Raw genomic sequence first — 24,545 nt, forward strand, 5'->3', positions numbered from 1 at the left:
CGCAGATACCGGGCCAGGACGTATCCGGTCGGGCCGGATTCATACACCGCCTTCACAGGCGGTTCGCAGCGGCGGATCCACTCCAGCACCACCGCGGGGTCGGAGTCCATCTTCGCGTGCACCAGCTCGCCGGTATCCGGGCTCAGCGCACAGCCAACAACGGAAACCGCGTGAACATCGAGCCCGATGAAAGTACGCTCAAACATAGCCGGGACCTCCCAAAACTCACATGTGGCACTACCATTGCACCGCCCCACGGACCAACAATCCAAGAGCACCGTCACTGGCAACCCACGGATCTGTGACACAGAAGGCCCCGGCCCTCACGCCACCGTCCCGGGGCCGTTCCCAGCCCGCCCGGACAAGGGCCGATTCCGCCGGGCCACAGGCCCCGCAGCGCCGCCCCCGGCACCAGGGACACGCCCCATGCCAGGCCGGCGCTGCGCGGCCGCCCGGCGACAATGGGCCGCACCGGACGGGCAGGGACCTAACGCCCTCACTTCATATCGTCTAACCCCTGCTTGTTCCTGAAAGGGCCTGTGCCCGCCCGAACCGGGGCGGGCACAGGCCCTTTCACGTAGGGGAGACGCACATCACGTCGTCAGGATTTGGTCTGCCATTCACCGGACGGTAATGTTGTTCTTGCGACGCGGGGTGGAGCAGTTCGGTAGCTCGCTGGGCTCATAACCCAGAGGTCACAGGTTCAAATCCTGTCCCCGCAACTGGAGAAAAGGTCCGGATCAGTCAAACTGATCCGGACCTTTTGTTTTGCCCGAAATCGCCGATGGGGGACTCGGCCCCGCGCCTTGGGCAGCGGACGTGATCTGCGGCACCTTGGCCGCGATTGGTCAAAAGCACCCTCGAAGGTGCGGTAGAGTTGATCTTGCGACGCGGGGTGGAGCAGTTCGGTAGCTCGCTGGGCTCATAACCCAGAGGTCACAGGTTCAAATCCTGTCCCCGCAACTGGAGAAAAGATCCGGATCAGTATTCACTGGTCCGGATCTTTTGTTTAACCTGGCGACGCCCCTGCCGGTGCTAGCATCGAATCCGGATTGGCGGCACGCACAAACATCACTGGGAAGGTCACATGGTCAACGAAGACTCCAACCATGGCCTTGATCGCCAAGTACTCCAGAGGGATAGCCCGATAGCCGTCTATCAGCAGGTGGCCGACGTCCTCACGGATCAAGTCAACCGCCTTGAGCCCGGGTCGCGGATACCCACTGAAGAGTCCCTGATGGACCAGTACGGAATCAGCCGCACAACTGTCCGCAAAGCCATCGAAACGCTCGTCGTGAAGGGCCTGCTCGTCCGCAGGCAGGGCAAAGGTACGTTCGTCATGGCCCAGCGCCCGGGAAAGCTGCTGAACCGCCTGGCGCCGTTCATGGAAACGTTCACGGCCGCGGGAATGAAGACCGTCAAAGGCCTCATCGAATACAAGTGGATGGAGAAGGACAAAAGCGTCCCCGCGAAGCTGGTGTCCGATGACAACCTTGTCTTGGTGATACGCCGCTCATATTCAAGCGCCGGATGGCCGTACGCCATTGCGGAAATCTTCATTCCGTCCCATATTGGCCGCCACATCAGCCTTGCCGACGCGGAACGGAACTCCATTTACCAGGTAATCCAGGACCGGACATCCAAGCCTCTCCAGCGCGCTGAGATCACCGTCACCATGCATGCCCCACCCGAGCACCTGGCGGACGCACTGAACGTGCGGGGATTCGCGATGGTTCCGCGTCTGGAGAGGACCACCCTGGGGCCCCACGGCGAGGTGTTGGAGTGCACCGTGACGTACTTCCACCCCAAAGGCTTTGAGATCCGCGCCGAGGTGGCAACGGATGCCAGCCCTGGTCAATAGCCTTAGGCGTCCTGCACGGCAGGTGGGTTGGCCGGGAGCAAAAGTGGCCGGCCCCGCAAGGGACCGGCCACTTCCATGGTTCAGCGGTACGTCATGGGCCGTCGGCCCGGTGTTTTCCTAGAGCTTGTCGAAGTCAGCTTCGTCAACGGTTACACCGTTGGAGGCCGAAGCTCCTGCACCGATGGCAGGCTTGGAGCCGCCGGACTTGAGGGCGGCAAGGCGGGCTTCGATTTCAGTCTGCTCGCCAAGGTCTTCCAGCTGGTTGAACTGGGCATCAAGGCTGGAGCTGGCGAGCTCCTGCTGGCCCAGGACCTTCGCTTCTTCGCGGCGGATCTTCTCTTCGAAACGGCCCACTTCGCTGGTGGGATCCATGATGTCGATGCTCTTGAGGGCATCGTGTACCTGGGACTGCGCGGCGGCCGTCTTGGAGCGGGCTACAAGCTCGTTGCGCTTGGCCGTGAGCTGATTGAGCTTGTTCTTCATCTGGTCAAGCCCGGTCTTGAGCTTGTCCACAACCTCTGTCTGGGAAGCGATGCTCGGTTCAGCAGTTCGTGCCTCCGACTCGGCTGTCATCTGGCGCTGAATGGCCACCTTGGCAAGGTTGTCGAACTTCTCGGCATCACTGGGGTCGCCTGCCGAGCGGTACTCATCGGCTTTGCGTGAGGCGGCCAAGGCCTTGTTACCCCAGTCCTGGGCGTTCTTGATGTCTTCGTTGTAATCCGCCTGAAGCATCCGAAGATTACCGATGGTCTGGGCCACGGCAGACTCGGCCTCGGCAATGTTGTTCGTGTAGTCGCGGACCATCTGGTCCAGCATCTTCTGCGGGTCCTCAGCCTGGTCCAGCAAGGCGTTGATGTTTGCCTTGGCGAGCTGCGAGATCCGACCGAAAATGGACTGCTTAACCATGGTGTTGCCTTTCGTCCTGCTCAGTGGTGCCCACTGAAATCAGTGATCAGTTGTTGTACCGCTTCTACATGGGGCATGGACCCCACCTAGTCTGTTTGGGCTAGAAGCTGCCGGAGTCGCCGCCGCCGAAGTCGCCGCCTCCGCCGCCCCAATCTCCGCCGCCCGAGTCGCCGCCGCCGCCGAAGAAGCCGCCGCCGCCACCGCCGTCGTTATGGCCGCCGCCCCAACCGCCGCCGCCGCCGTTCAGGATTGAGTTGATGAGGATGCCACCGAGGATGGCGCCACCGAGACCTCCGCCGCCGCCGCTACCTCCGCCGAACATTCCGCCACGGTCGTAACCTTGGTCCGCATAGCCGAAGTGGTCGACGTCCGCCTGGGCAAGCTGCGCCGCCTGAGCAGCCAGCGCGTGGGCCTGCTGCGCGTAGGTCAGTGCGGTTACAGGATCATTGCGGGAGATGGACAGGGCGTAGTCGAGGTTGCGCTGGGCCTCGGCCAATCGTGTACGGGCTTCGGTGCCTACACCGCCACGACGGGCCGTAATGTAGTCGGACGTAGCGCTGATCTGTGACTGGGCAGCCATGATGGTCTGTTGCAGGGAAGCCTGCGCCCGCCGGGCCTGCTCCTGCTGATCCCGGATACCCGACAGGGACTGATCCAACGCCTGATGGGCCGACGAGACACGTGCCAACGTCGCAATGGGGTCGATCTTGCCGCCCTGGATCTCCGCCTTGACCTGTGCCAGTGCGGCTTCGACGCCGGCTACGGGACCAGCAAGCTCCGGATGCTCGCCAGACTGAATCATGGCCCGTGCCTGGGCAAGGTCCTGGCTGGTTTCGGCTACTGCGCTTTCCAGTGAAGAGCGCGCCTCATCGAGGCTGCCGGCTGTCTTGGCTATGGCGTCGATCAGCACGTTGGTCTGGTGCAGGCTTTCCTCTGCCGCGCGGACAGCAACGGCGGCCAGGCTGTTCTCGCTGACCGCCAGCTTCTCCTGCGCCGTTGCTGCAGCGTTCTGCACGAAAGCCAGACGTTCCTTGGCTTGGAGAATATTGTCCGATACTTGCGTCAGCGCAGATTCGGCGTACTTGACGCGCAGGCCCTCAAGGGATTGCTCGGCGCTGGCGATCTTTGCGTCGGCCTCATGGGCCCCTGCCGTTACTGCCGCGAGTGCCTGGGGAGCGTTCTTCTCCAGCTCGCGAAGGGAATCGAAATCCGCTTTCTGGTCGCGCAGAGATGCAAGCGCTGCCTCGGAACGGCGGATGATCTCGCCGAGCCAACTCCGCTGCTGCTCCTCGGTGTCAGGGATGTGGTCATCGAGTTGCTGCTGAAGCTTGAAGGATTCCGTCATGTGCCCCTTGGCTTCCTGCAGCGCCTTGGTGAAGTTGCCGATGGCGGAATCGCCGTACTGTGCCTGGGCGAAGCCAAGTTCCTGCTCGCTGGATTTGATGGCGTCGTCCGCCTCGATCAACAGCGAACCGCTCTTCTGGCGCAGTTCCGGGATGCTCAGGCCCGCGAGGGGATCAAGCTGCTCGCCTTGGGGACCATAGCTCGTGCTTGTTGCCTGGCTGCTGCCCTTCTTGCGGCGGTTGCGCAGGTACAGGTAGGTACCGGCGCCACCTGCGGCTACTACGCCAACCCCGACGAGGACTCCGACGCCGGCATTGCCGCTGGGTACGGTCCCGCTGCCTCCGCCGGCGGCGTCGCCGATGGCGGCGGCCGTATCAATCGCTGCCTGTGCGTAATCCTTCTTGCCTCCGGCAAGGTTGGCTACGACGGCATTTTGAGTGATGTTCGACTGCTTGGAGTAGATGGGACTCGCAGAGTTAAGGACGAAGTTGTATTGCCCGGCAGTGGAGATCGCGAGAATGGCATCCGCCTTGCCCATGCCCTTTTTGGTGGCTACGGCGCTTGTCCACTCTGCTGGGGCGCTGGGGTTCTCGAACGAGTCAACCGTCACCACATACAGGTTGTACTTGTGATCCTTAAGCGTTTTTTGGATGGCTTCCTGGACTTCGCCCTTGCGGCTGCCCAGTACATTGGCATCATCGACGATATTTTGGCCGGACGGTATTGTCACCGGATCAGCAGCCCAGGCGGCGGTGGCCGGGAGGGCCAACAGTCCAGCCACGCCAATCCCGGCGAGTACGCGTTTAAATATTGACCGCATGTGCAACCCTTCAGCACGTCTGCGACTGGAACAAGGCGTACCAATCGTCACAGAATGCTCAGCGCCCCCACGCATGGTGTGTAAAGCCGCAGGTCGCTGTGGCAATTCCTCTTGATTCTATGGTGCACCCCATGGCCAGTCCACAGGGGTGAATATGCCACCAGCGAAATATAGGAGAAAGCTGGAACGTTGGGGCGTTGAGGCGCCTTCGTAACGTACGTTCGACTCCATTCGTGGCTTTCAGGAAGCTCCCAGCGAACGTCCGCTTTTGTTCCAGTAAACAGGTACATAGTTGAGGAAGACGAGGATGAAAGGAAGACCCATGACGGAGAACCCAGCGCAGGGCAATGCACCAGAGAACCGCGAGCCGTCCGAGCCGCGGGATCCGGCCGGAATACACAACGATGCTCCCGCCGCCCCGGAGCAGCGTGCATGGAACTCCGGTGACGAGTCAGGCAACCGCGACGGCACTCATGCCACCACTCCCTTGCCGGCCTTCCAGCCCCAGGCAACGCAGCCCCAGGCAACGCAGCCTCACGCCGCGCAGCCGCCGGCAACGCAGCCCCAGCCCGCACAGCCCCACCCATACGGCGGAGCCCACCAGCAGGAAGCACCGCAACATCCGAGCTACCCCAACCACCAGCCCTTCTATGGCGGCGGACAGAATCCAGCGGCGCATGCCTCGGGAGCTCACTTCCAGAATGCGTCGGCAGGACAGCCTGGTTTCCAGCAGGGCCCGGGGATGCAGCACGCGCCGGGTCATTCTTCGCAGGTAGCGACCAAGCGCAAGCCGGCTTTCGGAGTGGGCACCCTTGTCGCGAGCATGCTGGCGGCGGGTTTGATTGGCGGAGGCGTGGTGGCCGGCAGCAATATGCTCTGGGACAACCAGACTCCCGTGGCCTCCACCGGCAACCAGTCCAGCACCGTCATCGTGAACAACAAAGACGATGTCAACGTTATTACCGCTGCGGCAGCCAAGGCCTCACCCAGCGTTGTGACCATCAAGGCAACCAGCGGCAGCGAAGGTGGAACGGGTTCCGGCATCATCATCGATGACCAGGGACATATCCTGACCAACACCCACGTGGTGACCTTGGACGGCGCTACGTCCAACGCTGCTATCGAAGTTCGCACCAGTGACGGCAAGGTCCTCAAGGCCACCGTCGTGGGAACGGACCCTCTGTCCGACCTCGCCGTCATCAAGGTTGACGACACCTCGGGGCTCGTTCCTGCCACTCTGGGTGACTCATCCAAGATCAACGTCGGGGACACCGCCGTCGCCATTGGCTCGCCACTTGGCCTCACCGGCACGGTGACCGACGGAATCGTCTCGACGCTTAACCGCACTATCAGCGTGGCTTCTTCGGCGGCTCCGAAGGAGGGAACCGATAGTTCCCAGGGCGGTGACCAGGGCTTCCAGTTCGCCCCTCCCGGGGGCGGCCAGAGCCAGGCCACAGCCAACGAAGGATCGATTTCCATCAATGTGATCCAGACTGACGCGGCCATCAACCCGGGGAACTCCGGCGGCGCGCTGGTCAACAGCAAGGGCGAGATAATTGGTGTCAACGTCGCCATTGCATCCGCCGGCAGCGGTACTTCGGATTCCTCGAGCGGCAACATCGGTGTGGGATTCAGCATTCCCATCAACCATGCAAAACGTGTGGCCCAGGAGATTATCGACACCGGTAAGGCCAGCCACGGACAGTTCGGCGTTTCCGTACGGGCCAAGTCGTCCACCGGCAGCGACTCCAGTTTCTCGGTTGGTGCGGAGGTGGCATCGGTGACCACAGGTTCAGCAGCTGCCAAAGCGGGGATCAAGGTTGGCGACGTCGTCACCAAGTTCGGCGACTATTCGGTGAGCGATCCCAACCAGTTGACGGCAGCGGTCCGCGAACAGCCGGCAGGCGCCAAGGTCAAGGTGACTATCCAGCGCGGCGGCCAATCGCAGGAGGTTGAGGTCACCCTCGACGCTGCACAGCAGTAGGACGCTCAGGATCAACAACCGACGGCGGGCGGCACCTCACAGGTGCGGCCCGCCGTCGTGCTGTTCCCGGCGTGGCGGCAGCGATTGAAACAGGGGTTAACGCGGGGAGTGGTTTTCTGCGGGCAATATGCTTAGCTAGGACGAGCCCACGCGCTGGGCAATTCACGGCCACGCTGCTGCGGTTGGCCGTTCACAAGCATGGAAGGCTGCTTCGAAGACAGTGGAAGAGACATTGAAGATTGTCGTTCTGGTCAAGCACGTCCCGGACGCCCAGTTCGACCGGCACATCACCGGACCCGGCAACACAACCGACCGTGACGAGAGCATCTTGTCCGAACTCGATGAGTACGCCCTTGAGGCAGCGTTGCAGCTGGCGGAAGAGCGTGGCGGCCCCAAAGCAGGCAACGAGGTCATCGCCCTGAGCATGGGCCCGGCAGGTGCCGTCAACGCCGTCAAGAAGTCGCTCCAGATCGGCGCCTACTCGGGCGTCCACCTCAGCGATGACGCTTTGGCCGGTTCCGATGCTGCTGCGACCTCCTTGGCGCTGGCTGCTGCCATCCGCTATATCTCGGCGGACGGAGGTCCGGTGGACCTTGTCCTGACCGGCATGGCTTCCACTGATGGTGAGACCTCACTGGTTCCGGCCCAGCTCGCTGAGCGGTTGTCAGTCCCGCAGGTGACTTTTGCCTCCAGCCTGGAGATCTCCGGCGGCACCGTGGTGGGACGCCGGGACGCCGGCCACTTTTCGGAGACCGTGGAAGCACAGCTGCCTGCTGTTGTTTCGGTCACGGACCAGATCAACGAGCCGCGATACCCCAACTTCAAGGGCATCCTGGCCGCGAAGAAGAAGAAGATCGCTTCCCTGACGCTTGCTGACATCGGAGTGGAACCCTCGCAGGTAGGACTTGCCGGCTCGTGGACGGTGGTGGAGTCCGCCGCGGCCCGCCCGGCGCGCACCGCAGGCACCATCATCACCGACGAAGGCGACGCCGGCATCAAGCTGGCCGACTTCCTTGCCGCACAGAAGCTGCTCTAAGGGGATTCCAACCATGGCAAATGCACTTGTTTTTATTGACAACCCGGGAGCGGCGCTCAAGAAGAGCAGCCTGGAACTCCTGACCATCGCCCGTTCGCTGGGGGAGACGGCCGTCGCCTTCACGGGAGAGCTGAACGACGACGTCGCGGCCACCTTGGGTGCCTTCGGTGCCTCCACGATCTTCCAGCCGTCGCTCGGAAACCTCGACGAGTACCTCGTGGGGCCGAAGGCGGCCTATCTCGCTGCAGCTGTGGAGGCTTCCGGCGCAACCGCTGTTCTCCTCGACAACTCGGCGGAGGGCAAGGAAATTGCGGGCAGGCTGGGCATCAAGCTGAACGCAGGCGTGATCACCGATGTTGTGGGCGTGGACGAAGACGGTACCGCTCATAAGTCTGTTCTGGCCGGCTCATACAACACCACGGCCAAGGCAACAACACCGGTGACCGTGTTCTCGGTCAAGGCAAACAACGTGGAACCTGTAGCGGCTGGTACCGCGTCGGCACCGGCAACGGCCACAGTTGACGTCCCTGCTGATGCCGTAGCGAACTCGGCACGCATTTCTGCCCGTACTGAGAAGCCCGCGAGCGGACGTCCGGAGCTCAGCGAAGCCAGGATTGTCGTAGCCGGCGGACGTGGTGTCGACGGAGATTTCGGTCCTGTTGAAGAACTTGCGGACGTGCTGGGTGCTGCCGTGGGTGCTTCTCGCGCTGCAACCGATGCCGGCTGGATCGGACACGACGCTCAGGTTGGCCAGACCGGCGTCACGGTCTCGCCCCAGTTGTACATCTCCGCCGGCATTTCCGGTGCCATTCAGCAGAAGGCCGGAATGCAGACCTCCAAGGTGATCGTTGCCATCAACAAGGACGCCGAGTCGCCCGTGTTTGAGATCGCGGACTACGGCATCATCGGTGACCTCTTCAAGGTGCTCCCACAGGCGACGGCCGAAATCAAGAAGCGGAAAGGCTGATCCCTTTGCTTACTGACGTCGCGTCAGCAAAGAGCCCGTTCGACACCTCTACGGAGCGCGTCGAGCGGGTGCTTTGTTTTACTGCCCATCCTGACGACATCGACTTTGGTGCCGCGGGGACCATCGCGGCCTGGACGGCTGCAGGCGTCCAGGTCAGCTACTGCATCATGACCGACGGCGACGCCGGCGGCTTCGATCCCGTGGATCGGGAACGGATCATCGAGCTGCGGGCAGAGGAACAAAAGCGGGCAGCTGCCTTGGTGGGTGTCACTGACATCCACTACCTCCACGAGCGCGACGGATACCTGGAACCGACACATTCCGTCATGAAGCAGGTAGTAAAGCTGATCCGGGAAATCCGGCCGGACATCGTGCTGACCATGCACCCGGAAAGGAACTGGGACCGCCTCCAGAAGAGCCACCCTGACCATCTAGCGGCAGGCGAAGCTGTAACCCGGGCGGTGTATCCGGCCGTGGAGAATCCGTTCGCCTACCCTGAACTGGCCGAAGCCGGACTTGAGGCCTATAAGCTGCCGTGGCTGTGGTTTATCTCCAGCCCGGAGTCCAGGGAAAACCACTTCGTGGATGTCGCTGGCCACGTCGAGGCCAAGCTTGACGCCATTCGGGTCCATGCGAGCCAGCACCCGGATATTGAGGGCATGGAGCGTGTGGTCAGGGGCCTGATGCTGGCCAACGGGGAGCGCGCCGGCCTGCCTGCCGGGACAAGTGCCGAGTACTTCCACGTCGTCTCGGTCAACGGGTCCACCACCATCGCCGGCTTCTGACGTTGCCGTGGTGTAACCCGTGTCATATGCTTGATCTCGGTTAAATCATATTTATTCGAGGAAGGCAGACTTTGATGGCGAAGACTGCGCAACAACCCGTACTGGTGATTATGGGAGTCTCCGGTTCTGGAAAATCGACCGTGGCCGGCGTTCTTGCAGGCAAATTGGGCTGGGACCTCGCCGAAGGCGACGACCTTCATCCAGAAGCGAATGTGGCCAAGATGCACTCAGGGCAAGCCCTCAGTGATGAGGACCGCTGGCCTTGGCTTGGCATCATTTCGGATTGGATCCGGGAACGGGCCGATGCCGGGACTCCCGCGATCATCACGTGCTCTGCACTGAAAAAGAAGTACCGCGACGTACTCCGCGGCGAAGGGGTTGTATTCGTCTTCCTGCAGGGAAGCAAGGACAAGATTTCCGACCGCCTGGCATCCAGGCACGGTCACTTCATGCCGCCGTCGCTTCTGGAATCGCAGTTCGACGCCCTCGAGGAACCCACGGAAGAGGAAAACCACATTTCCCTGTGCGTTTCGGCCTCGCCCGCAGAGGAAGCGGACGAAGTCATTGAACGGCTTGGGCTGCGTCCCGCCGGTGCCGGCTCCGAAGCAACTGCTCAGTGATCGCACTGGAAACTGCCACGGAAGTACAGGCCTGGACGACGCATGACACGCGGTTGCTCGTGGTGGCAGCGCTGGGCATCGCCCTGATTGTGGTCCTGATTGCGAAGCTGAAGTTCCATCCGTTCCTGGCACTCATCCTGGGCTCGGCCTTCGTCGGTCTTGCCTCAGAGGTTGAACTGGGCAAGGTTGTCACCAACTTCGAGGACGGTGTGGGAGGGGTACTCAAGGAAGTCGGGCTCCTGATCGCCTTGGGTGCCATGCTCGGCAAATTGCTGGCCGACTCCGGGGGTGCCAACCGCGTGGTGGACACGCTGCTGGCCAAGGCGAGCGGCAACAAACTGGTGTGGATGATCACCCTGGTGGCAGTGATCATCGGATTACCGATGTTCTTCGAAATCGGGCTTGTTCTTCTCCTTCCAGTGATCGTCCTGGTGACACAAAGATCCAAGATGAAGCTGATGCGCATCGCGATTCCCGCGCTGGCCGGTTTGTCAGTGCTTCATGGCTTGGTGCCGCCGCATCCCGGACCACTCATCGCCATCAGCGCGGTGAAAGCTGAACTTGGGACCACCCTTGGTCTGGGTATCCTCGTGGCTATTCCCACAGTCATCATCTGTGGTCCGCTCTTCTCCAGGCTGGCGGCACGCTGGGTTCCCGTCGACGCTCCCGCAGTGGCTGGCGGCATCGATACCCGTCACAGTGCCGATCTCAGCGACGTCAAGCGTCAGCCCTCCTTCCTGGTGACCCTCCTGACGATCATCTTCCCTGTGGTTCTCATGTTGTTGAAGGCCTTGGGCGGGATCATCTGGCCGGATGCAGCCACCGCTCCCGGCATCAAGGTATTCCTCGACTTTGTTGGCCAGCCGCTGGTAGCCATGACACTTGCGGTGCTAGCTGCCATGGTGACCTTCGGGTACACAGTTGGCTTCACCGGCAGCAAGATCACCGCAAAGTTGGGGGCCAGCTTGGGTCCCATCGCGGCGATCCTCCTGATTGTCGGCGCGGGCGGAGGTTTCAAGCAGACCTTGATCGGAGCCGGCGTGGGCGATGCCGTCAAGAAGTGGGCTGAGGGCGCCAGCATGTCGGTCCTGGTGCTCGGGTTCATCGTGGCGGTGGCCCTACGCCTTGCAACAGGATCCGCGACGGTTGCCACGGTGACCGCAGCGGGCATCGTGGCCCCCTTGGCCAGCAGCCTGAGCCCGACCCACGCGGCGTTGCTCGCGCTGGCCATCGGAGCTGGTTCGTTGTTCCTGTCCCACGTCAACGATGCCGGATTCTGGCTGGTCAAGGAGCTATTCGGACTCACTGTCGGGCAGACTTTCAAGACCTGGTCGGTCATGGAAACGTTGATTTCCGTGGTTGGATTCGGGTTCGTGATGTTGCTCTCCCTGGTGGTTTAGCTACCGAACGCCAGAACCAACGACGACGGCGGCCGTTCCACTTGCGTGGTTCGGCCGCCGTCGTCGTTAAGTCGCTGGGGTCAGGCGGTCAACGCGACCACCAGGACCGGCGCCGTCGTCGGCGCGCTTGATCCGCCGGCTGGTTCCACAGTGATGGCCACCGATGAAGCGGCAGACAAGCCCTTCACCACTGCGGGTTTGGACAGCGTCTCAGCGTCCATGGTGCCCTGCGGAACCGGGGCCGAGCCATCCTTGGGCAAAGTCCACAATTGGTAGACCTTTCCGTTGGGTGCGGGGGCAACCCCGTCCATCAGGACCACGAATGAGTCTTTGGCGGACGACGCGGAGATGGTTGCCGTCCCACCACCGGGAACGGGTGCGGACTTCTTTTGGACGTCTTGAGCCTGCAGGACCTGGTTCACGGGATCGTTCTGCGCCGAGACGTAGGCGCCGACTCCGATACCGCCAAGGGCGATCACTGCGGCGGCCGCAGCTCCCACGAGCCAGCGCCGGGCGCCACTGGAGCGGCGGCTTTCGTCTCGTTTGGTCCTGGCGGCGGCAAGTTCGTCGACGACGGGACCCGAAGGAGCGAGGTTGGCTGCCTCATCAGCAGGCTGGCTTGTATCTTCCGTGGAGATGCGCGCCATGATGTTGTCGAAGAGCTCCGCGGGAGGTTCGTGTTCGGGTGCAAAGCTGACGGCGAGTGTTTCGCGTGCTTGGCGGACCCGCTCCAGGAACTCCGGTCCTTCCGGGGCATCCTCGATGTAGTGATCGATCATGGCCCGTTCGTCGTCGCTCAAAGCGTCCAAGGCATAGATTTCGGCCAGCTCGAGGACGCGTCCCTCGGCCAGGTCGGTAGCGATGTCGTTGGCGAACATTCTGCGGATAAAGCCTCCACCGGTGTTTTCACTCATATCAACCCACCCCCAGGCAGGTCTTCAGGCGCAGCAGTCCATCGCGGATGCGGGACTTGATGGTTGGGACGGCCGCGCCGAGATGCTCGGCGACCTCCCTGTACGTCAGGCCGCCATAGTAGGCGAGGCGGACCGATTCGCGTTGGGTGTCCGTCAGCGTACCGAGGCACCGGCTGACGGCTTCGGCTTCCAGATTGGTGTCGGCCTCCTCCGCGACGAGGTCGCGGTCCGGGTCTTGGCTGGCTGCCCCATACCTGGCTTCGCGATCGGTCGCCGCCTGCACGGCCCGGACGCGGTCAATGGCGCGGCGGTGGGCGATGGTCATGAGCCACGCAAGAGGGCTGCCGGCGGCTCGATCGAATTTCGACGCGCCCTGCCACACCTGGATGAAGACTTCCTGGGTGGCGTCCTCGCTGAGGTCGGGATCAATCAGGACACGTCTGGCCATGCCAAAGACGCGCCGCGAGGTCAGGCGATAGAACTCGGCGAAAGCCTGTTGGTCGCGTGCGGCCACGAGTTCAAGCAGCCCGGTCAACTGCGAGTTCAGGTCTGTCGCAGTGCCGGAGGCCTCGAAGACCGGTGGGCCGGGATTGTTGGGGATGTCCATCACCGTCCAGCATATGTCGTCCCGTTTGAAACCGGCACCACGACCGTATTGTGTTGCGGGCGCGGCGGTGCAGCGGTCAATGGCCATCACCCTGGTCTCCAGCGCACTCACGTAGGCTCCCTCAACGAATTTCCAAGGCAGGATTTTCCCTGCACAAGGTATTCGGTGCTGTGGCGGCCGTGGATGGCTACACCTTTGCGCCGGCAAATCCGTTCTGTCGCCACGCTTCAAAAACGGCGATCGATGCGGCATTTGCCAGGTTCAGCGAGCGCAGTGAAGGCAGCATGGGCAGGCGTACTCGCGCCGTGACATGTGGATCCTGCTTGAGCCAGTCCGGGAGGCCTACGGATTCCGGGCCGAACATCAGGACGTCTCCTGGCCTGTAGCTGACATCCGTGTAGGAAGTCTCGCCGTCCGAGGTGAAGGCGAAAACACGCTCCGGCTGCAGAACAGTCCAGGCGGAATCGATGTCCTTGTGGACTGTGACTACCGCGAGGTCGTGGTAATCCAGGCCGGCACGGCGCAGCTTGGCGTCGGAAAAGTCGAAACCGAGGGGCTCCACCAAATGAAGCTCGGCTCCGGTGATGGCTGCCAAACGGATGGCGTTGCCCGTATTGCCCGGGATTTCTGGAGTGTGGAAGAGGATGCGGAACACTGTTCCATCCTATCCAGCCGGGGCAGGTGCGTGCCGACGTGCGTCCTAGTGCATCCCTCGAAGGAGCCTGGCGAGGACAGGGACCACCACGGTATTCGGAGCGGGTCCGGAGCTGAGGAACTGCTTCAGGCCCCGGGCAAGCCCTGCACCATTGACCACCTCCACTGCGTTGTTTTCGGTCGGTCCCTTGCTGTACTGGTCAATGACCGGTTCGTGGAGGTTGCCATCGGGGCTGTGGAGGACCACCCATCCGGTGACGTTCAACTCAGGAAAAATGTCCTGCATGTGGCGCACTATGTGGCCAAGCTGCGGGGGAGCGACGGAGCGGCCGCCGTGCCGGAGCGCGTGGCCGTCCCAGGCGTAAGCACCCTTGGGCAGCAGCATGGAGCCAACCAATGCGAGCCGGTAGCCGGACAAAACAGCGTGGTCAATATGGTTGTTGTCCGACGGTGAGCGGAGACCATTGATGAGCCGTGCCGCAGGTATGGCGGTCAGGACCTGCCGGCTGATGAGCTGGACTGTCCGCATCTCCCGCTGGATGCGGGCCTCTGCGCCAAAAATCCCCCGTTTGCGGGGGAGCCCGTGGACTTGTTGGACTGCTTCGGCCCGGGAAATAAGCGGGACCTCGTCAGGGTCGTCGAAGGCAGGTACATAGACGGGGGGATCACCGGCCGTGTTGCGTTGGGTCTGCGGACGTTTGACGTTGGCGGAGGTCGCTGCTCCTGGTGCAGGCGCGCCGGTGTAGTCTCCGGGGCGCGGCTGGCTGAGGCCGGAGGCTCCGCTGGCATACCTCCGGTCGTATTCGGCCCGCCGCTTGGGATCGATCAGGGTTTCGTAGGCGAGGGTCACGCGCCGGAAGATCTCCGCTTCCCCGCCGTGGTCGGGGTGGGCCTTCCGGGCGGCCCTGCGGTAGGCCACCTTAATCTCCTTGTCCGTCGCGGTGACGGACACGCGGAGTACCTGATAGTGCGAACTGCTGCCCTCGGCCAACCACGGGCCCTTCTCTAAGATGATGGTCCGCCTCGGATGCGACGCGGTACAAGCCAGTTTATCCAGCCACTATGTGAACGTCGGCAGCGGTCTCCGTGGTTCCCGGCTGGCATAATTCACGCTGTGAATCCTCCGGCACCACCTCATCCCGTCAGCGCGCCGGGGAAGATCGCGTTGGCGATAAATCCGGCGGCCTCTTTTGGCCATAACCGCCAGGCGGGGGACGAAGCCGCCCGGTGGTTGCGTGCCGCCGGTTGCGACGTCGTCGTGCTTCGGGCGGACAGCTATGAGGCACTCAAGGCAAGGGTCGAGGAAATCCTTGCTGCCGATGCCGGCGTTGATGCCCTGGTGGTGGTGGGCGGGGACGGCATGGTTCATTTGGCGGTCAACGCGCTCGCCGGCCTGGATGTCCCGTTGGGAATCGTTCCGAGCGGTACCGGTAACGACGTCGCGAGACTCCTCGGATTGCCCTTGAACCGTACTGCCGCCGCATGCGGCAGGCTGCTGGCCGCATGGGAGGCTGGTGGTCGCAGGATAGACACGGGCCTTGTCACCGCGGCCGGCCGGAGCACCTACTTTGCCGGTGTTCTTTCGGCCGGATTTGATGCAGCGGTTAATGAGCGGGCCAACTCCTGGCGATGGCCGCGGGGAAAGGGCCGCTACAACCTGGCGATGCTGCGCGAGCTGTATGCCCTTCGGGGAATCGAATATTCGGTAACCGCGGACGGCGTCTACTGGAAGCAGCGGGCTTTGCTGATGTCGGTGGCGAATGGTCGATCGATTGGTGGCGGTATGAAGATCACTCCTGACGCCGAGCCCAACGACGGATGGCTGGATCTCTTTGTGGTCAAACCTTTGTCGAGGCTGCGATTCCTGGCCGTTTTTCCCAAGGTGTTTGCGGGCAAGCACACGGGCCACCCGGCTGTGGAGATCCGCCGGGTCCGCAAAGTGCGGCTGGAGGCCGACGGCGTGGTGGCGTACGCGGACGGCGAGCGTGTGGCGGCCCTTCCCGTTGACGTGGAGATTGTTCCGGGTGGCCTCTCCGTCCTCGCCTAGACGGGGCAACGACGTTGGGTCATGGGTACCTGCCGGCGGCTAGACTCGATCGCGGCGGCAGACAACTGGAGTAGGGAGCAAGGGTGGCGCGCAACGTTCGACGACGACTGGCTGGCTTGGCCGCCGCGGGCACCGCGGGTGTCCTGCTGGCCGCGTGCAGCGTCAACGTTCCCGATCCTGCGGCGCCGCAGCCCTCGCCGTCGGCGTCCACGCTGGCAACGCCGACGGTGACGCCGGGTCATGATGCGGCCGCCGTGGCAGCGAAAGATTTGCCGCTGACAGCGGGAGGCACCTTGGCAGCGGGGGATCCGGTGACAATCTCCAGCCGGTTGGAGGAGGTGCCGGGTTGGTCGGTGGTGCACACTGCCCTTCAGGGTGAGGTGCGCTACAGCAAGACCGACGGGTGCACCGTGGCGGCGCGTGTCAGCGTGAATCAAGGGCCTTTGGTGGTGGCCGGCGACGATGCCGCCTCAACGAAGGAACTGTTTCGCTACCTGGATGCGGGCGCCGCAGTGGAGAGTCTGAAGCCTGCCTCCCTGCGTTGGGGCCAGGAATCCGACCAGCCCTACCATGCCGTAGAGCTCCTCGCGCTGGGATCTTCCGCGGCTTCCGGTGGAAGGGCCGCCTTGGTGATGGCCCGCTTGTTCAGCAGTCCGGCATCTTCAATCTATGTCTCAGTCGGCTGCCCGGATGATGCCACGTTGGCCTCGGCCCGGGCGGATGTGGAAGCCCGGTTAGTGGTGGTTCCGCCATCCTGACGGCGGGTCTTGGACACCGCCGGGAAGTTGGGAACTGGACTACTTCTTGTTGGCGATTGCCAACCGGTTAAGTGCCAGGGCTCCCACCAGCAGGCCGAAGTCCCTCAGCGCTACGTCAAAGTAGGCGCCAAGCACCAGCAAGTTGACGATGATGCCCAGCAACCACGCGGCCACCACGAGTGATCCGATGCGTGGTCGGAAAGCCACGATGATGCCGGCTACGACCTCGATGATGCCCACTCCGTACATGAATGTCTGGGCTGGAACAGGAAAGACCGCTGTTGCTGCGGGAGCCAGGTAGATAGTCCAGTTGGTCAACAGATTGCTGAATTTATCGAGCCCGAAGACGATCGGTGCAATGGTGAATACGGTCCTGAGCAGCAGGAAGGCCTGATGTGAAGGTCCTCGCACCGGGGTCAGCCCGGTCCGTGGGTGGAGGTGCGTAGCTGCGGTTTCCATGACATTCCTTTCTAAAAATGGATACTTTGATTTTAGAGCCGTTCTGCCATTTAAACAATGGATCTTGTTTTTAGAGATATCCTTGCTGAATGAGCACGCCAGGACTCCCATGGCTCCAGCGAATCTCGGCCATTGCCTCGCTGGACGACGCCAACCGCCGGTCGCTGTACGCCTACATCCGCGGTGCGGACGATGCTGTAGGGCGGGATGAAGCGGCCAGCTCCGTCGGAATTCCACGAAGCACAGCGTCCTTCCACCTGGACAGGCTGGTGCGTGACGGGCTGTTGGACATCGAATTCAGGAAAGCCAGCGACAAAGCCGGTCCAGGTTCCGGCCGACCCGCCAAGCTCTATAAGCCCGCACTGAACGAGGTGGACGCATCGGTCCCCGAGCGCAGGTATGACCTCGCAGGGGACCTCATGGCCACAGCCATCTCGCGGTCCTTCGCTGGGGACGTGCCCGTCCGCCAGGCGCTTCTGGAGGTCGCTGGCAGCAAAGGGAAGCAGCTCGGCCGACCCGGGGACCTTCCAGGCGTACTTGCGGACCTGGGGTACGAACCCTCGGCGGATGGTTCCGGCGGGTACAGCTTGCTCAATTGCCCTTTCCACCGCTTGTCGCGGGAGCACGAAGCAGTGGTGTGCGCTATGAACGGTGCGTTCCTCAGGGGAGTGGCGACGGCATCCGGTCTTGCCCCGGAGGTCGTTCTAGCGGATCCGGGAACAGGGCATTGCTGTGCCCGGTTAGTCATCGAGGACGCCCCGCCAGAGCCGTGACGCCCTGGCGTCGGTAGAATTGCAAGGTGCCTGTATACCTTGACCACGCCGCCACCACGCCCATGGCAGCCGAAGCGCTCACTGTCATGACGCGCGAGTTGGCGCGGACGGGCAATCCGTCGTCTCTCCACGGCGCTGGTCGTCGTGCGCGCCGGGCAGTGGAAGATGCCCGCGAAACCCTGGCTGCAGCAGCGGGTGCGCACCCTTCGGAAGTGATCTTCACGTCCGGCGGGACGGAAGCCGACAATCTCGCGGTGAAGGGTCTTTACTGGGCCCGCCACGACGAAAACCCCCGCCGGACACGCATACTCTGCTCCGCCGTCGAGCATCACGCTGTGCTGGACACAGTGGAATGGCTTGAGCGGCACGAAGGTGCTGAGGTCGTGTGGCTTCCCGTCGATGAGAACGGAACCGTGCTCCTTGAGGAGGTTGAACGGGAACTCGACAAGGAACCGGAGTCTGTGGCGCTGGTAACGGTAATGTGGGCCAACAACGAGGTTGGCACTCTTCAGCCTGTTGAGCAGATTGTGGAACTGGCAAACCGGCACGGTATTCCGGTGCATTCGGACGCCGTCCAGGCCTTCGGGTCCGTTCCCCTCAACTTCCGGGCGTCCGGCCTTTCGGCAATGTCCGTCTCGGGACACAAGCTCGGCGGTCCGGTCGGCGTTGGCGCGCTTTTCCTGGGCCGGGCAGTCAAGCTGACGCCGGTTCAGCATGGCGGCGGACAGGAACGCGACGTGCGTTCGGGAACCCTGGATACGCCGGCAATCGCCGCGTTCGCAGCGGCGGCGGAAGCTGTTACATCGAGTCTTGAGGTGGAACGGGAACGGCTTGGTTCGTTGAGGGACCGCCTCATCAGCGGAGTGCGCGAGACGGTTCCTGACGCCGTTTTGAGGGGCGCTCCGTCGAGCGGCAGGCTACCGGGGAACGCCCACTTCACCTTCCCTGGATGCGAGGGCGATTCCTTGCTCTTCCTGCTGGATCTTGCCGGAGTTGAATCGTCCACCGGGTCTGCATGCACCGCCGGTGTTCCGCGACCCTCACACGTCCTTCTGGCCATGGGCCTCGACGAAGCTACGGCCCGCGGAGCCCAGCGCTTTACGCTTGGCCATAGTTCAACCGATGCCGACGTCGATGCCCTTCTGAAGGCGCTCCCGGAGGCATGCGCACGGGCCAGGCAAGCCGGTATGGCCGGCCATGAATCCAGCATTCAAACAGCCGCTACTGTTGCCCGGCTGGGGTCGTCGTCCCACTAAGTGAGCCCGGGCCCTAGGCGGCAGGCAGCATTTCCTGCAAAGGCACTTGGGCGTCAGTCAGTCGGGCAATGTCCACTTGGATCCGTCCTGAAATCAACGCTTTAATGGGCTTCTGAACCCTGCCTTGATTGACACTCATGCCCGCCACCACGTGGTTCCCGCGTACCCAGAATGCATTGAAACTGCCGTCATCCAACGAGCCGCGGATGACCGGTTCAATGCCGGAAGCCAGCGATGGAAAGCCGGAGTACTCCATGCTGAGGTTGAACTGGTCCGTATAGAAATAGGGCACGGCATCCAGGACGGCGGCCTTTCCCAGCATTGATCTTGCTGCTACCTTGCCGCCATTGAGGGCGTTCGCCCAGTGTTCGCTGCGGTGGTGTTCGCCGGTGAAAGGGTGGAGCGCGTTGGCGGCATCGCCCGCGGCCAGGATGTCCGGAGCGCTCGTGTGGAGCCCAGAATCCACCAGGATCCCATTGTTGAGGACCAGCCCCGCGCCTTCGGCCAATGACGTGTCCGGAGAGACTCCGGCCGCCAGGACCACGATGTCGGCCTGCAGGCTTTCGCCTGTGCTGGTGCGAACGGCAGCCGCGCGTCCGCCCCGCCCCTCGATAACGGCTGCGCTTGCCGGCAGTCTGAAGCGCACCCCGTGTTCCTCGTGCATCCGGCGGAAGTAGCTGCCCAGTTCCGGTCCAATGGCGGCACTCAGCGGGACATCCTCCAGTCCGAGCAGAGTCACGTCATTGCCATAACTGCGTGCTGCTGCGGCCAGCTCCATGCCGATCCATCCCGAGCCCACCATGACTACCTTGCGCCCACCGTCCTGCAGCAACGTCCGTAACTTCAGGCTGTCGTCAAAGGTCCGGAAAGTCATGACGTTGTCCAAGTCCGAACCCGGGACGGGAATTCGCCGGGGTCGGGCACCGGTGGCTATGAGCAACTTGGAATAGTCCACGGTCCGGCCGTCCTGCAACGCCACCGTATGGCTGGCCGGACTGATACCGGTCGCGGGACTGCCCAGGACGAGCTCAACATTGTTTTCCCCATACCATCCGGCCGGCACCACCGGCACGGAATCCTCGCCGACTTTTCCCAAGAGGAACTCTTTGGACAGCGGGGGCCGAAGGTAGGGAATGCGGTTCTCCGCCGCCAGCATGAGGATGGGGCCTGTGTATCCTTCCGCGCGCAAGGTTTTTGCCGCCGTAGCCCCGGCCAGCCCTCCACCGGCAATGACCATTCGTTGTTGTGCCATGTCCACTCGATTCTAAAACCAGTAATTTTGACTTTAGAAGCCGGTGCCAGGTCAGTCAAGGGATGAACCATGCTCATTGCAGTACACGCTAGAATGGATGGGCACCCCGGCTGTTCTGAGCCGGAATCGATGCCATCTTCCAGAGACACAGAAAGCCAGCATGCGAGTACTTGCAGCAATGAGCGGCGGAGTCGACTCTGCCGTGGCCGCCGCCCGGGCCGTTGAGGCGGGGCACGACGTCGTCGGAGTCCACCTCGCGTTGTCGCGTATGCCCGGCACCCTGCGGACAGGAAGCAGGGGTTGCTGCACCATTGAGGACTCGCGTGATGCGTGGCGGGCCTGTGACGTCCTGGGTATCCCTTACTACGTGTGGGACTTCTCCGAGCGCTTCAAGGAAGACGTCGTTCAGGACTTCATCGACGAGTACGCGGCGGGCCGGACGCCAAACCCATGCATGCGGTGCAACGAACGAATCAAGTTCGCGGCGTTGCTGGAAAAGGCCATCGCCTTGGGGTTTGACGCCGTGTGTACAGGGCACTACGCCAAAGTAATCGAAGACGCAGATGGCAACCGGGAACTGCACCGTGCGGCCGATTGGGCCAAGGACCAGAGCTATGTCCTGGGCGTCCTGACCCATGAGCAACTCAAGCACTCCATGTTCCCCTTGGCGGACACTCCATCCAAGGCCGAGGTCCGCGCTGAGGCCGAGCGGCGGGGACTGTCGGTGGCAAACAAGCCGGACAGCCACGACATCTGCTTCATTTCAGATGGCGATACCCGCGGGTGGCTGGCTGAGAAGATCGAAATGACTACCGGTGACATCGTCGATGAATCGGGGGCAAAGGTCGGCGAGCATCCCGGCGCCAACGCGTTCACCGTTGGCCAACGCAGGGGCCTGAAGCTTGGCACTCCCGCAGCCGATGGCAAACCACGTTTCGTCTTGGAGATCCGGCCCAAGGAAAACAAAGTTGTTGTGGGTCCCGAAGCGCTGCTTGCCATCGACGAGATCCGTGGCATCAAGGTTTCCTGGGCTGGCCTACCGATTTCCGAGATCGCAACAGGCGCGGAGTTCGAATGCCATGCACAGGTCCGTGCCCACGGCGACCCCGTGCCTGCCCGCGCACACGTCGAATCGGCTGTTGACGAGGCAGGTGTGGAACGGGCCGAACTCGTGGTCACCCTCACGGAGCCCCTGCGTGGCGTGGCTCCCGGACAGACCGTGGTCCTCTATCAAGGCAGCCGGGTGCTGGGGCAAGCCACTATCGACGCCGCCCGTTCCCTGCAGAGGGCAGCACTCTAGGAGTCATTGCCTCCGCATCACGGCGCCTTCATACTGGCCTAAGCAGCGCTTCCGCTGCGGTGTGTTGGGGTCCGCATTCGGGACGGCGATGACGTGGCATTTCCAAAGAAAAGCCCGGGAGACATCAAGGCCGGGCAGATGGTTTCGGTGACCGTCCTTGCAGAAGGGCCGATCGGCAGTGCCGGGGGACCTCCGCTGACAGCCCAGGTGCGCATACCCGTGGAGCGGTTGCGGCGCGGCCCCACTGGTCACCGCTACGCGATCCACATCAGGAAATGGCGCGGAACCACTGTTTCTCCGGTCACCCTGACGCGCCAAGGCGATCCTTGGCAGCTGGTTTCCGAACCCCCTCCGCCGGGCCTTCGCGAACTCCTGGATGACACCCGGTTCCTTGCCCAGCACGTTTACGGCGTGGCAATGAGCACCTTGGAGATTTTCGAATCCACGCTCGGCCGGCGTATGCCGTGGTTCCCTGAAGGCCGGGTGGTGCTGAAAGCCCGTGACCTCGTGACCGCGGTCGATACCGGCTATGAACGGGGAACCAACATCATCCGCTTCGGTTCCGTAGACCGAATGGGCTACAAAGTCCCTACTGCCCTCTACCGGGACATCGTGGCCCACGAGGTGACACACGCGATCCTTGACGGGTTCAGGCCTGCCTGGGCCGACCAAATGGCCACCATGGAACAGCTGGCCATGCATGAGGCACTGGCCGATCTCGTGGCTATCCTTTCCGTGTTCTCCTCCCGTGAGGTGGTTTACCGGCAGCTTGAAGCGGCGGCCGGTGGATTCGAAGCAGGTCAAGTAGTCGATGACGCCGTTCTCATGCGATCCCTCTTTGACTTCGCAAGGGACCTCTTTGCCCGCGGTCCATTGCGCGAGCCCTTTGTCGGGGCTGTTCCGGCGGATTGGCAGGATTTGCCGGAACCCCACGCCCGCGGAGCGGTAGTGGTGGGAGCGGTGCTCCGTGCTGTCCAGCGATTGTGGTCGGAACGGAATGCCCGGTTCGGGGACAACCAAAGCCTCCAACAAAAGGCCGAATCCGGTTCGATCATCGCCATGAGGATTCTGCGCATGGTGATCCGCGGCCTCTCGTATATGCCGCCCGTTGACGTTTCCTGGCGTGACCTCCTCAGGGGCATCGTCGCCGCCGACCAGGACATGGTGCCCGAGGACAACTATGGGTACCGCGAGGCGATCCAGGAAGAGTTCTCTGCAATCGGCATCCGTCGCGTTTCGATGAACAACATCAGCGGCGTGGACAACTACCAGGGCCTGCGATACCCCATCAGGCTCTCGGCCCTGGGATCGGATCCCCAAGAGGTCCAGCGCTTTGTATGGGAGAACCCGCGTCTCCTTGACGCGGCACGGCTCGAACGCCGGACGCCGCTCAGTTCCACCCGCGTGCGAACCTCGGAACGTGTTTCCCCCGACGGATTCATTATTTCGGAAATCGGGGCTTCCTTTATCCAAACGGTCCGCATGAGCCGCAGGGAAGCCTACGTCCGGCTGGGGCTGAAGACGCGGCGGGACTACGTGGACGTCCGTGGCGGAGGGCTCCTGCGTTTCGATGCAGGAGGACGCCTCGTTTACGCCGCGCTAAAACCGGTGATGGACAGGGATCGGCAGTCCGCGTTGTTCAACTCGGATGAACAACTCGACGCAGAGCGGGCAGCATCGTCAGGGGTCAGCCACAAGTTCCACGGCACCGGCGAATAGCCGGTGCCGTGGCAGGACCATCCACCGCGGGCTAGCTGCCCCAGGCAGCCTTGCGTGCCGCCGTCGTGGCTTCCAATTGGGCGACCTGATCGAATCCGCCGGCCTTCAAGCCCTTGCCGACAACCTTGAGGACTTCGGCGCGGCCCGCAGTGCCGTTGCCTTGCAAGGCCTTCACGAAGTTGTAAGTGAAGGCGCCGTTGTACTTGCCATCGATCAAGGCGTCGGCGGCTGTCTGATCGGAACGGCAGGCCGCCATGAGGACCGGCCTGGACAGCGTCGCGGCCTTGACAAGATCGCGAAGCGTTCGGGTGTCGTTGAACTCAGTGGCAATGACTGCACGCGGCGTCGGAGCGGGAAGGAACCGGGGCCGCCGTCCGGGCAAAAGGTCCAGCGACTTCAGCCCCGTGCCACTGTGGCACGTGTCCAGGACCACGTCCATGAGGACACCTTCGGGCAGGCGGGCGAACAGTGCCGAGAGTTCGTCATCGGAGATCACGGTCTGGGGATCCCAGGCGTCACCCGTGTTGTTGATGTCATAGCAAGCGAACGCCTCGTCCAGCCTGTCTGCCTCATCTCCGCTGGTGTCCGGTATTTGGGTGCCATGGCTGGAAAACGTGAAGACAATGTGCTTGGCATCTCCGTTCGCCGTGCCGTCCACCAACGCATTCAGGGCTGCCATGACCGACTTCTTGGTGGCCTTTGCATCCCTGAGGACGGTGACGTCTCCTGCTGCGAATCCGTACTTTTCCTGGAGAAGGGCCGCCAGGTCTTCCGCGTCGTTGACGCAGCCCTGAAGCCAGCTTGATTCCGGGAGATATTTGAATTTGTTGATCCCTACACAGAGGGCTGCCTTGCTCATGAGCGTGTCCTTCGGACCGGTCCTGCACCCTTTACCACGGCGGCCCCAGATACCACCGCCCGGATGCTGTTCACGGCGGCCATGAGCCGCACGGTGATCCAGCGATTGCCAACTCGCAACAAAGATATTCCGGCACCTCTCCGGAGGCAATGGCCCTCGGGCGCATCGGCAAAGCTACTGGAAGGTAAATATTGTGTCTCGAATCACAAAAATGAGGGTTCGAG

At 62.6% G+C, this 24,545-nt stretch carries 22 protein-coding genes, 2 tRNA genes and 1 pseudogene; 15 read left to right on the plus strand and 10 right to left on the minus strand.

The window, feature by feature from the left end; genetic code table 11:
• Positions 1 to 206: pseudogene (locus ACFRJ9_RS18040) on the minus strand (IS110 family transposase); the annotation flags it as partial.
• A gap of 442 nt (positions 207 to 648) precedes the next feature.
• On the opposite strand from ACFRJ9_RS18040, the gene ACFRJ9_RS18045 reads away from it, so the two are divergent.
• The 3 genes from ACFRJ9_RS18045 to ACFRJ9_RS18055 all read left to right on the plus strand — a co-directional run bounded on the left by ACFRJ9_RS18045 (position 649) and on the right by ACFRJ9_RS18055 (position 1,861).
• A tRNA-Met gene (locus ACFRJ9_RS18045) sits at positions 649 to 722 on the plus strand.
• A 167-nt stretch (positions 723 to 889) separates the two neighbouring features.
• Positions 890 to 963: transfer RNA gene (locus tag ACFRJ9_RS18050), tRNA-Met, on the plus strand.
• Positions 964 to 1,087: 124 nt separating this feature from the next.
• Positions 1,088 to 1,861 carry a GntR family transcriptional regulator gene (locus ACFRJ9_RS18055; RefSeq protein WP_377670717.1) on the plus strand — a complete coding sequence of 258 codons (774 nt, stop codon included), beginning with the start codon at positions 1,088 to 1,090 and terminating at the stop codon, positions 1,859 to 1,861.
• A 117-nt stretch (positions 1,862 to 1,978) separates the two neighbouring features.
• On the opposite strand, the gene ACFRJ9_RS18060 is transcribed toward ACFRJ9_RS18055, so the two are convergent.
• Together ACFRJ9_RS18060 and ACFRJ9_RS18065 are read right to left on the minus strand one after the other, a co-directional pair.
• Positions 1,979 to 2,767 carry a PspA/IM30 family protein gene (locus tag ACFRJ9_RS18060; RefSeq protein WP_377670719.1) on the minus strand — a complete coding sequence of 263 codons (789 nt, stop codon included), beginning with the start codon at positions 2,765 to 2,767 and terminating at the stop codon, positions 1,979 to 1,981.
• A gap of 100 nt (positions 2,768 to 2,867) precedes the next feature.
• Positions 2,868 to 4,931, minus strand: coding sequence for a TPM domain-containing protein (locus tag ACFRJ9_RS18065; protein ID WP_377670720.1), 2,064 nt, complete (start codon positions 4,929 to 4,931; stop codon positions 2,868 to 2,870).
• A 322-nt stretch (positions 4,932 to 5,253) separates the two neighbouring features.
• Here ACFRJ9_RS18065 and ACFRJ9_RS18070 point away from each other — a divergent pair, with 322 nt between their 5' ends.
• The 6 genes from ACFRJ9_RS18070 to ACFRJ9_RS18095 all read left to right on the plus strand — a co-directional run bounded on the left by ACFRJ9_RS18070 (position 5,254) and on the right by ACFRJ9_RS18095 (position 11,723).
• A complete protein-coding gene (locus ACFRJ9_RS18070) occupies positions 5,254 to 6,915 on the plus strand; it encodes a trypsin-like peptidase domain-containing protein (RefSeq protein WP_377670722.1) in 1,662 nt (553 codons plus the stop codon).
• A gap of 232 nt (positions 6,916 to 7,147) precedes the next feature.
• On the plus strand, positions 7,148 to 7,951 hold the full coding sequence (locus ACFRJ9_RS18075; protein WP_377670724.1) for an electron transfer flavoprotein subunit beta/FixA family protein: 804 nt from the start codon (positions 7,148 to 7,150) through the stop codon (positions 7,949 to 7,951).
• Positions 7,952 to 7,964: 13 nt separating this feature from the next.
• Positions 7,965 to 8,918: an electron transfer flavoprotein subunit alpha/FixB family protein gene (locus ACFRJ9_RS18080; RefSeq protein ID WP_377670727.1), complete on the plus strand. Its 954-nt coding sequence runs from the start codon at positions 7,965 to 7,967 to the stop codon at positions 8,916 to 8,918.
• Between the two features lie 5 nt (positions 8,919 to 8,923).
• On the plus strand, positions 8,924 to 9,703 hold the full coding sequence (locus ACFRJ9_RS18085; protein ID WP_377670730.1) for a PIG-L deacetylase family protein: 780 nt from the start codon (positions 8,924 to 8,926) through the stop codon (positions 9,701 to 9,703).
• 74 nt (positions 9,704 to 9,777) lie between these two features.
• Positions 9,778 to 10,323: a gluconokinase gene (locus ACFRJ9_RS18090; RefSeq protein ID WP_377670732.1), complete on the plus strand. Its 546-nt coding sequence runs from the start codon at positions 9,778 to 9,780 to the stop codon at positions 10,321 to 10,323.
• Positions 10,320 to 11,723, plus strand: a complete 1,404-nt coding sequence (locus tag ACFRJ9_RS18095) for a gluconate:H+ symporter (RefSeq protein WP_377670735.1) — start codon at positions 10,320 to 10,322, stop codon at positions 11,721 to 11,723. Before ACFRJ9_RS18090 ends, ACFRJ9_RS18095 begins: the two co-directional genes overlap by 4 nt.
• An 80-nt stretch (positions 11,724 to 11,803) precedes the next feature.
• On the opposite strand, the gene ACFRJ9_RS18100 is transcribed toward ACFRJ9_RS18095, so the two are convergent.
• The 4 genes from ACFRJ9_RS18100 to ACFRJ9_RS18115 all read right to left on the minus strand — a co-directional run bounded on the left by ACFRJ9_RS18100 (position 11,804) and on the right by ACFRJ9_RS18115 (position 14,889).
• Positions 11,804 to 12,637: an anti-sigma factor domain-containing protein gene (locus tag ACFRJ9_RS18100; protein WP_377670738.1), complete on the minus strand. Its 834-nt coding sequence runs from the start codon at positions 12,635 to 12,637 to the stop codon at positions 11,804 to 11,806.
• A gap of 1 nt (position 12,638) precedes the next feature.
• Positions 12,639 to 13,355 (minus strand): ECF RNA polymerase sigma factor SigK, encoded by a 717-nt coding sequence (sigK, locus tag ACFRJ9_RS18105; RefSeq protein ID WP_377670741.1) that lies wholly within the window; start codon positions 13,353 to 13,355, stop codon positions 12,639 to 12,641.
• 76 nt (positions 13,356 to 13,431) lie between these two features.
• The gene (locus ACFRJ9_RS18110) at positions 13,432 to 13,899 is read right to left on the minus strand and encodes a tRNA (cytidine(34)-2'-O)-methyltransferase (protein ID WP_377670744.1); all 468 of its coding nucleotides are present in this window, start codon (positions 13,897 to 13,899) and stop codon (positions 13,432 to 13,434) included.
• A 45-nt stretch (positions 13,900 to 13,944) separates the two neighbouring features.
• Positions 13,945 to 14,889 carry a J domain-containing protein gene (locus tag ACFRJ9_RS18115; RefSeq protein WP_377670746.1) on the minus strand — a complete coding sequence of 315 codons (945 nt, stop codon included), beginning with the start codon at positions 14,887 to 14,889 and terminating at the stop codon, positions 13,945 to 13,947.
• Positions 14,890 to 15,012: 123 nt separating this feature from the next.
• On the opposite strand from ACFRJ9_RS18115, the gene ACFRJ9_RS18120 reads away from it, so the two are divergent.
• Positions 15,013 to 15,945, plus strand: coding sequence for a diacylglycerol/lipid kinase family protein (locus ACFRJ9_RS18120; RefSeq protein WP_377670748.1), 933 nt, complete (start codon positions 15,013 to 15,015; stop codon positions 15,943 to 15,945).
• Positions 15,946 to 16,028: 83 nt separating this feature from the next.
• Positions 16,029 to 16,703, plus strand: coding sequence for a hypothetical protein (locus ACFRJ9_RS18125; protein WP_377670750.1), 675 nt, complete (start codon positions 16,029 to 16,031; stop codon positions 16,701 to 16,703).
• 39 nt (positions 16,704 to 16,742) lie between these two features.
• Here ACFRJ9_RS18125 and ACFRJ9_RS18130 read toward each other — a convergent pair whose 3' ends face one another.
• A complete protein-coding gene (locus tag ACFRJ9_RS18130; RefSeq protein WP_377670752.1) occupies positions 16,743 to 17,162 on the minus strand; it encodes a hypothetical protein in 420 nt (139 codons plus the stop codon).
• A gap of 89 nt (positions 17,163 to 17,251) precedes the next feature.
• On the opposite strand from ACFRJ9_RS18130, the gene ACFRJ9_RS18135 reads away from it, so the two are divergent.
• Together ACFRJ9_RS18135 and ACFRJ9_RS18140 are read left to right on the plus strand one after the other, a co-directional pair.
• Complete coding sequence (locus ACFRJ9_RS18135; RefSeq protein WP_377670754.1) at positions 17,252 to 17,935, plus strand: helix-turn-helix transcriptional regulator; 684 nt, start codon at positions 17,252 to 17,254, stop codon at positions 17,933 to 17,935.
• A 26-nt stretch (positions 17,936 to 17,961) separates the two neighbouring features.
• Entirely contained in the window at positions 17,962 to 19,191 is a 1,230-nt protein-coding gene (locus ACFRJ9_RS18140) for a cysteine desulfurase family protein (protein WP_377670756.1), read from the plus strand.
• Between the two features lie 13 nt (positions 19,192 to 19,204).
• On the opposite strand, the gene ACFRJ9_RS18145 is transcribed toward ACFRJ9_RS18140, so the two are convergent.
• Positions 19,205 to 20,443, minus strand: a complete 1,239-nt coding sequence (locus ACFRJ9_RS18145; protein WP_377670758.1) for an NAD(P)/FAD-dependent oxidoreductase — start codon at positions 20,441 to 20,443, stop codon at positions 19,205 to 19,207.
• A 178-nt stretch (positions 20,444 to 20,621) separates the two neighbouring features.
• Here ACFRJ9_RS18145 and mnmA point away from each other — a divergent pair, with 178 nt between their 5' ends.
• Both mnmA and ACFRJ9_RS18155 read left to right on the plus strand, forming a co-directional pair.
• Positions 20,622 to 21,743 carry a tRNA 2-thiouridine(34) synthase MnmA gene (gene mnmA, locus ACFRJ9_RS18150; RefSeq protein WP_377670931.1) on the plus strand — a complete coding sequence of 374 codons (1,122 nt, stop codon included), beginning with the start codon at positions 20,622 to 20,624 and terminating at the stop codon, positions 21,741 to 21,743.
• A gap of 93 nt (positions 21,744 to 21,836) precedes the next feature.
• Complete coding sequence (locus ACFRJ9_RS18155) at positions 21,837 to 23,462, plus strand: hypothetical protein (protein WP_377670761.1); 1,626 nt, start codon at positions 21,837 to 21,839, stop codon at positions 23,460 to 23,462.
• A gap of 31 nt (positions 23,463 to 23,493) precedes the next feature.
• On the opposite strand, the gene ACFRJ9_RS18160 is transcribed toward ACFRJ9_RS18155, so the two are convergent.
• Positions 23,494 to 24,321 (minus strand): caspase domain-containing protein, encoded by an 828-nt coding sequence (locus tag ACFRJ9_RS18160; RefSeq protein ID WP_377670763.1) that lies wholly within the window; start codon positions 24,319 to 24,321, stop codon positions 23,494 to 23,496.
• Between the last annotated feature and the right edge of the window lie 224 nt (positions 24,322 to 24,545).

It is taken from the genome of Paenarthrobacter sp. NPDC056912, from assembly GCF_042786555.1.
Taxonomy (GTDB): domain Bacteria; phylum Actinomycetota; class Actinomycetes; order Actinomycetales; family Micrococcaceae; genus Arthrobacter.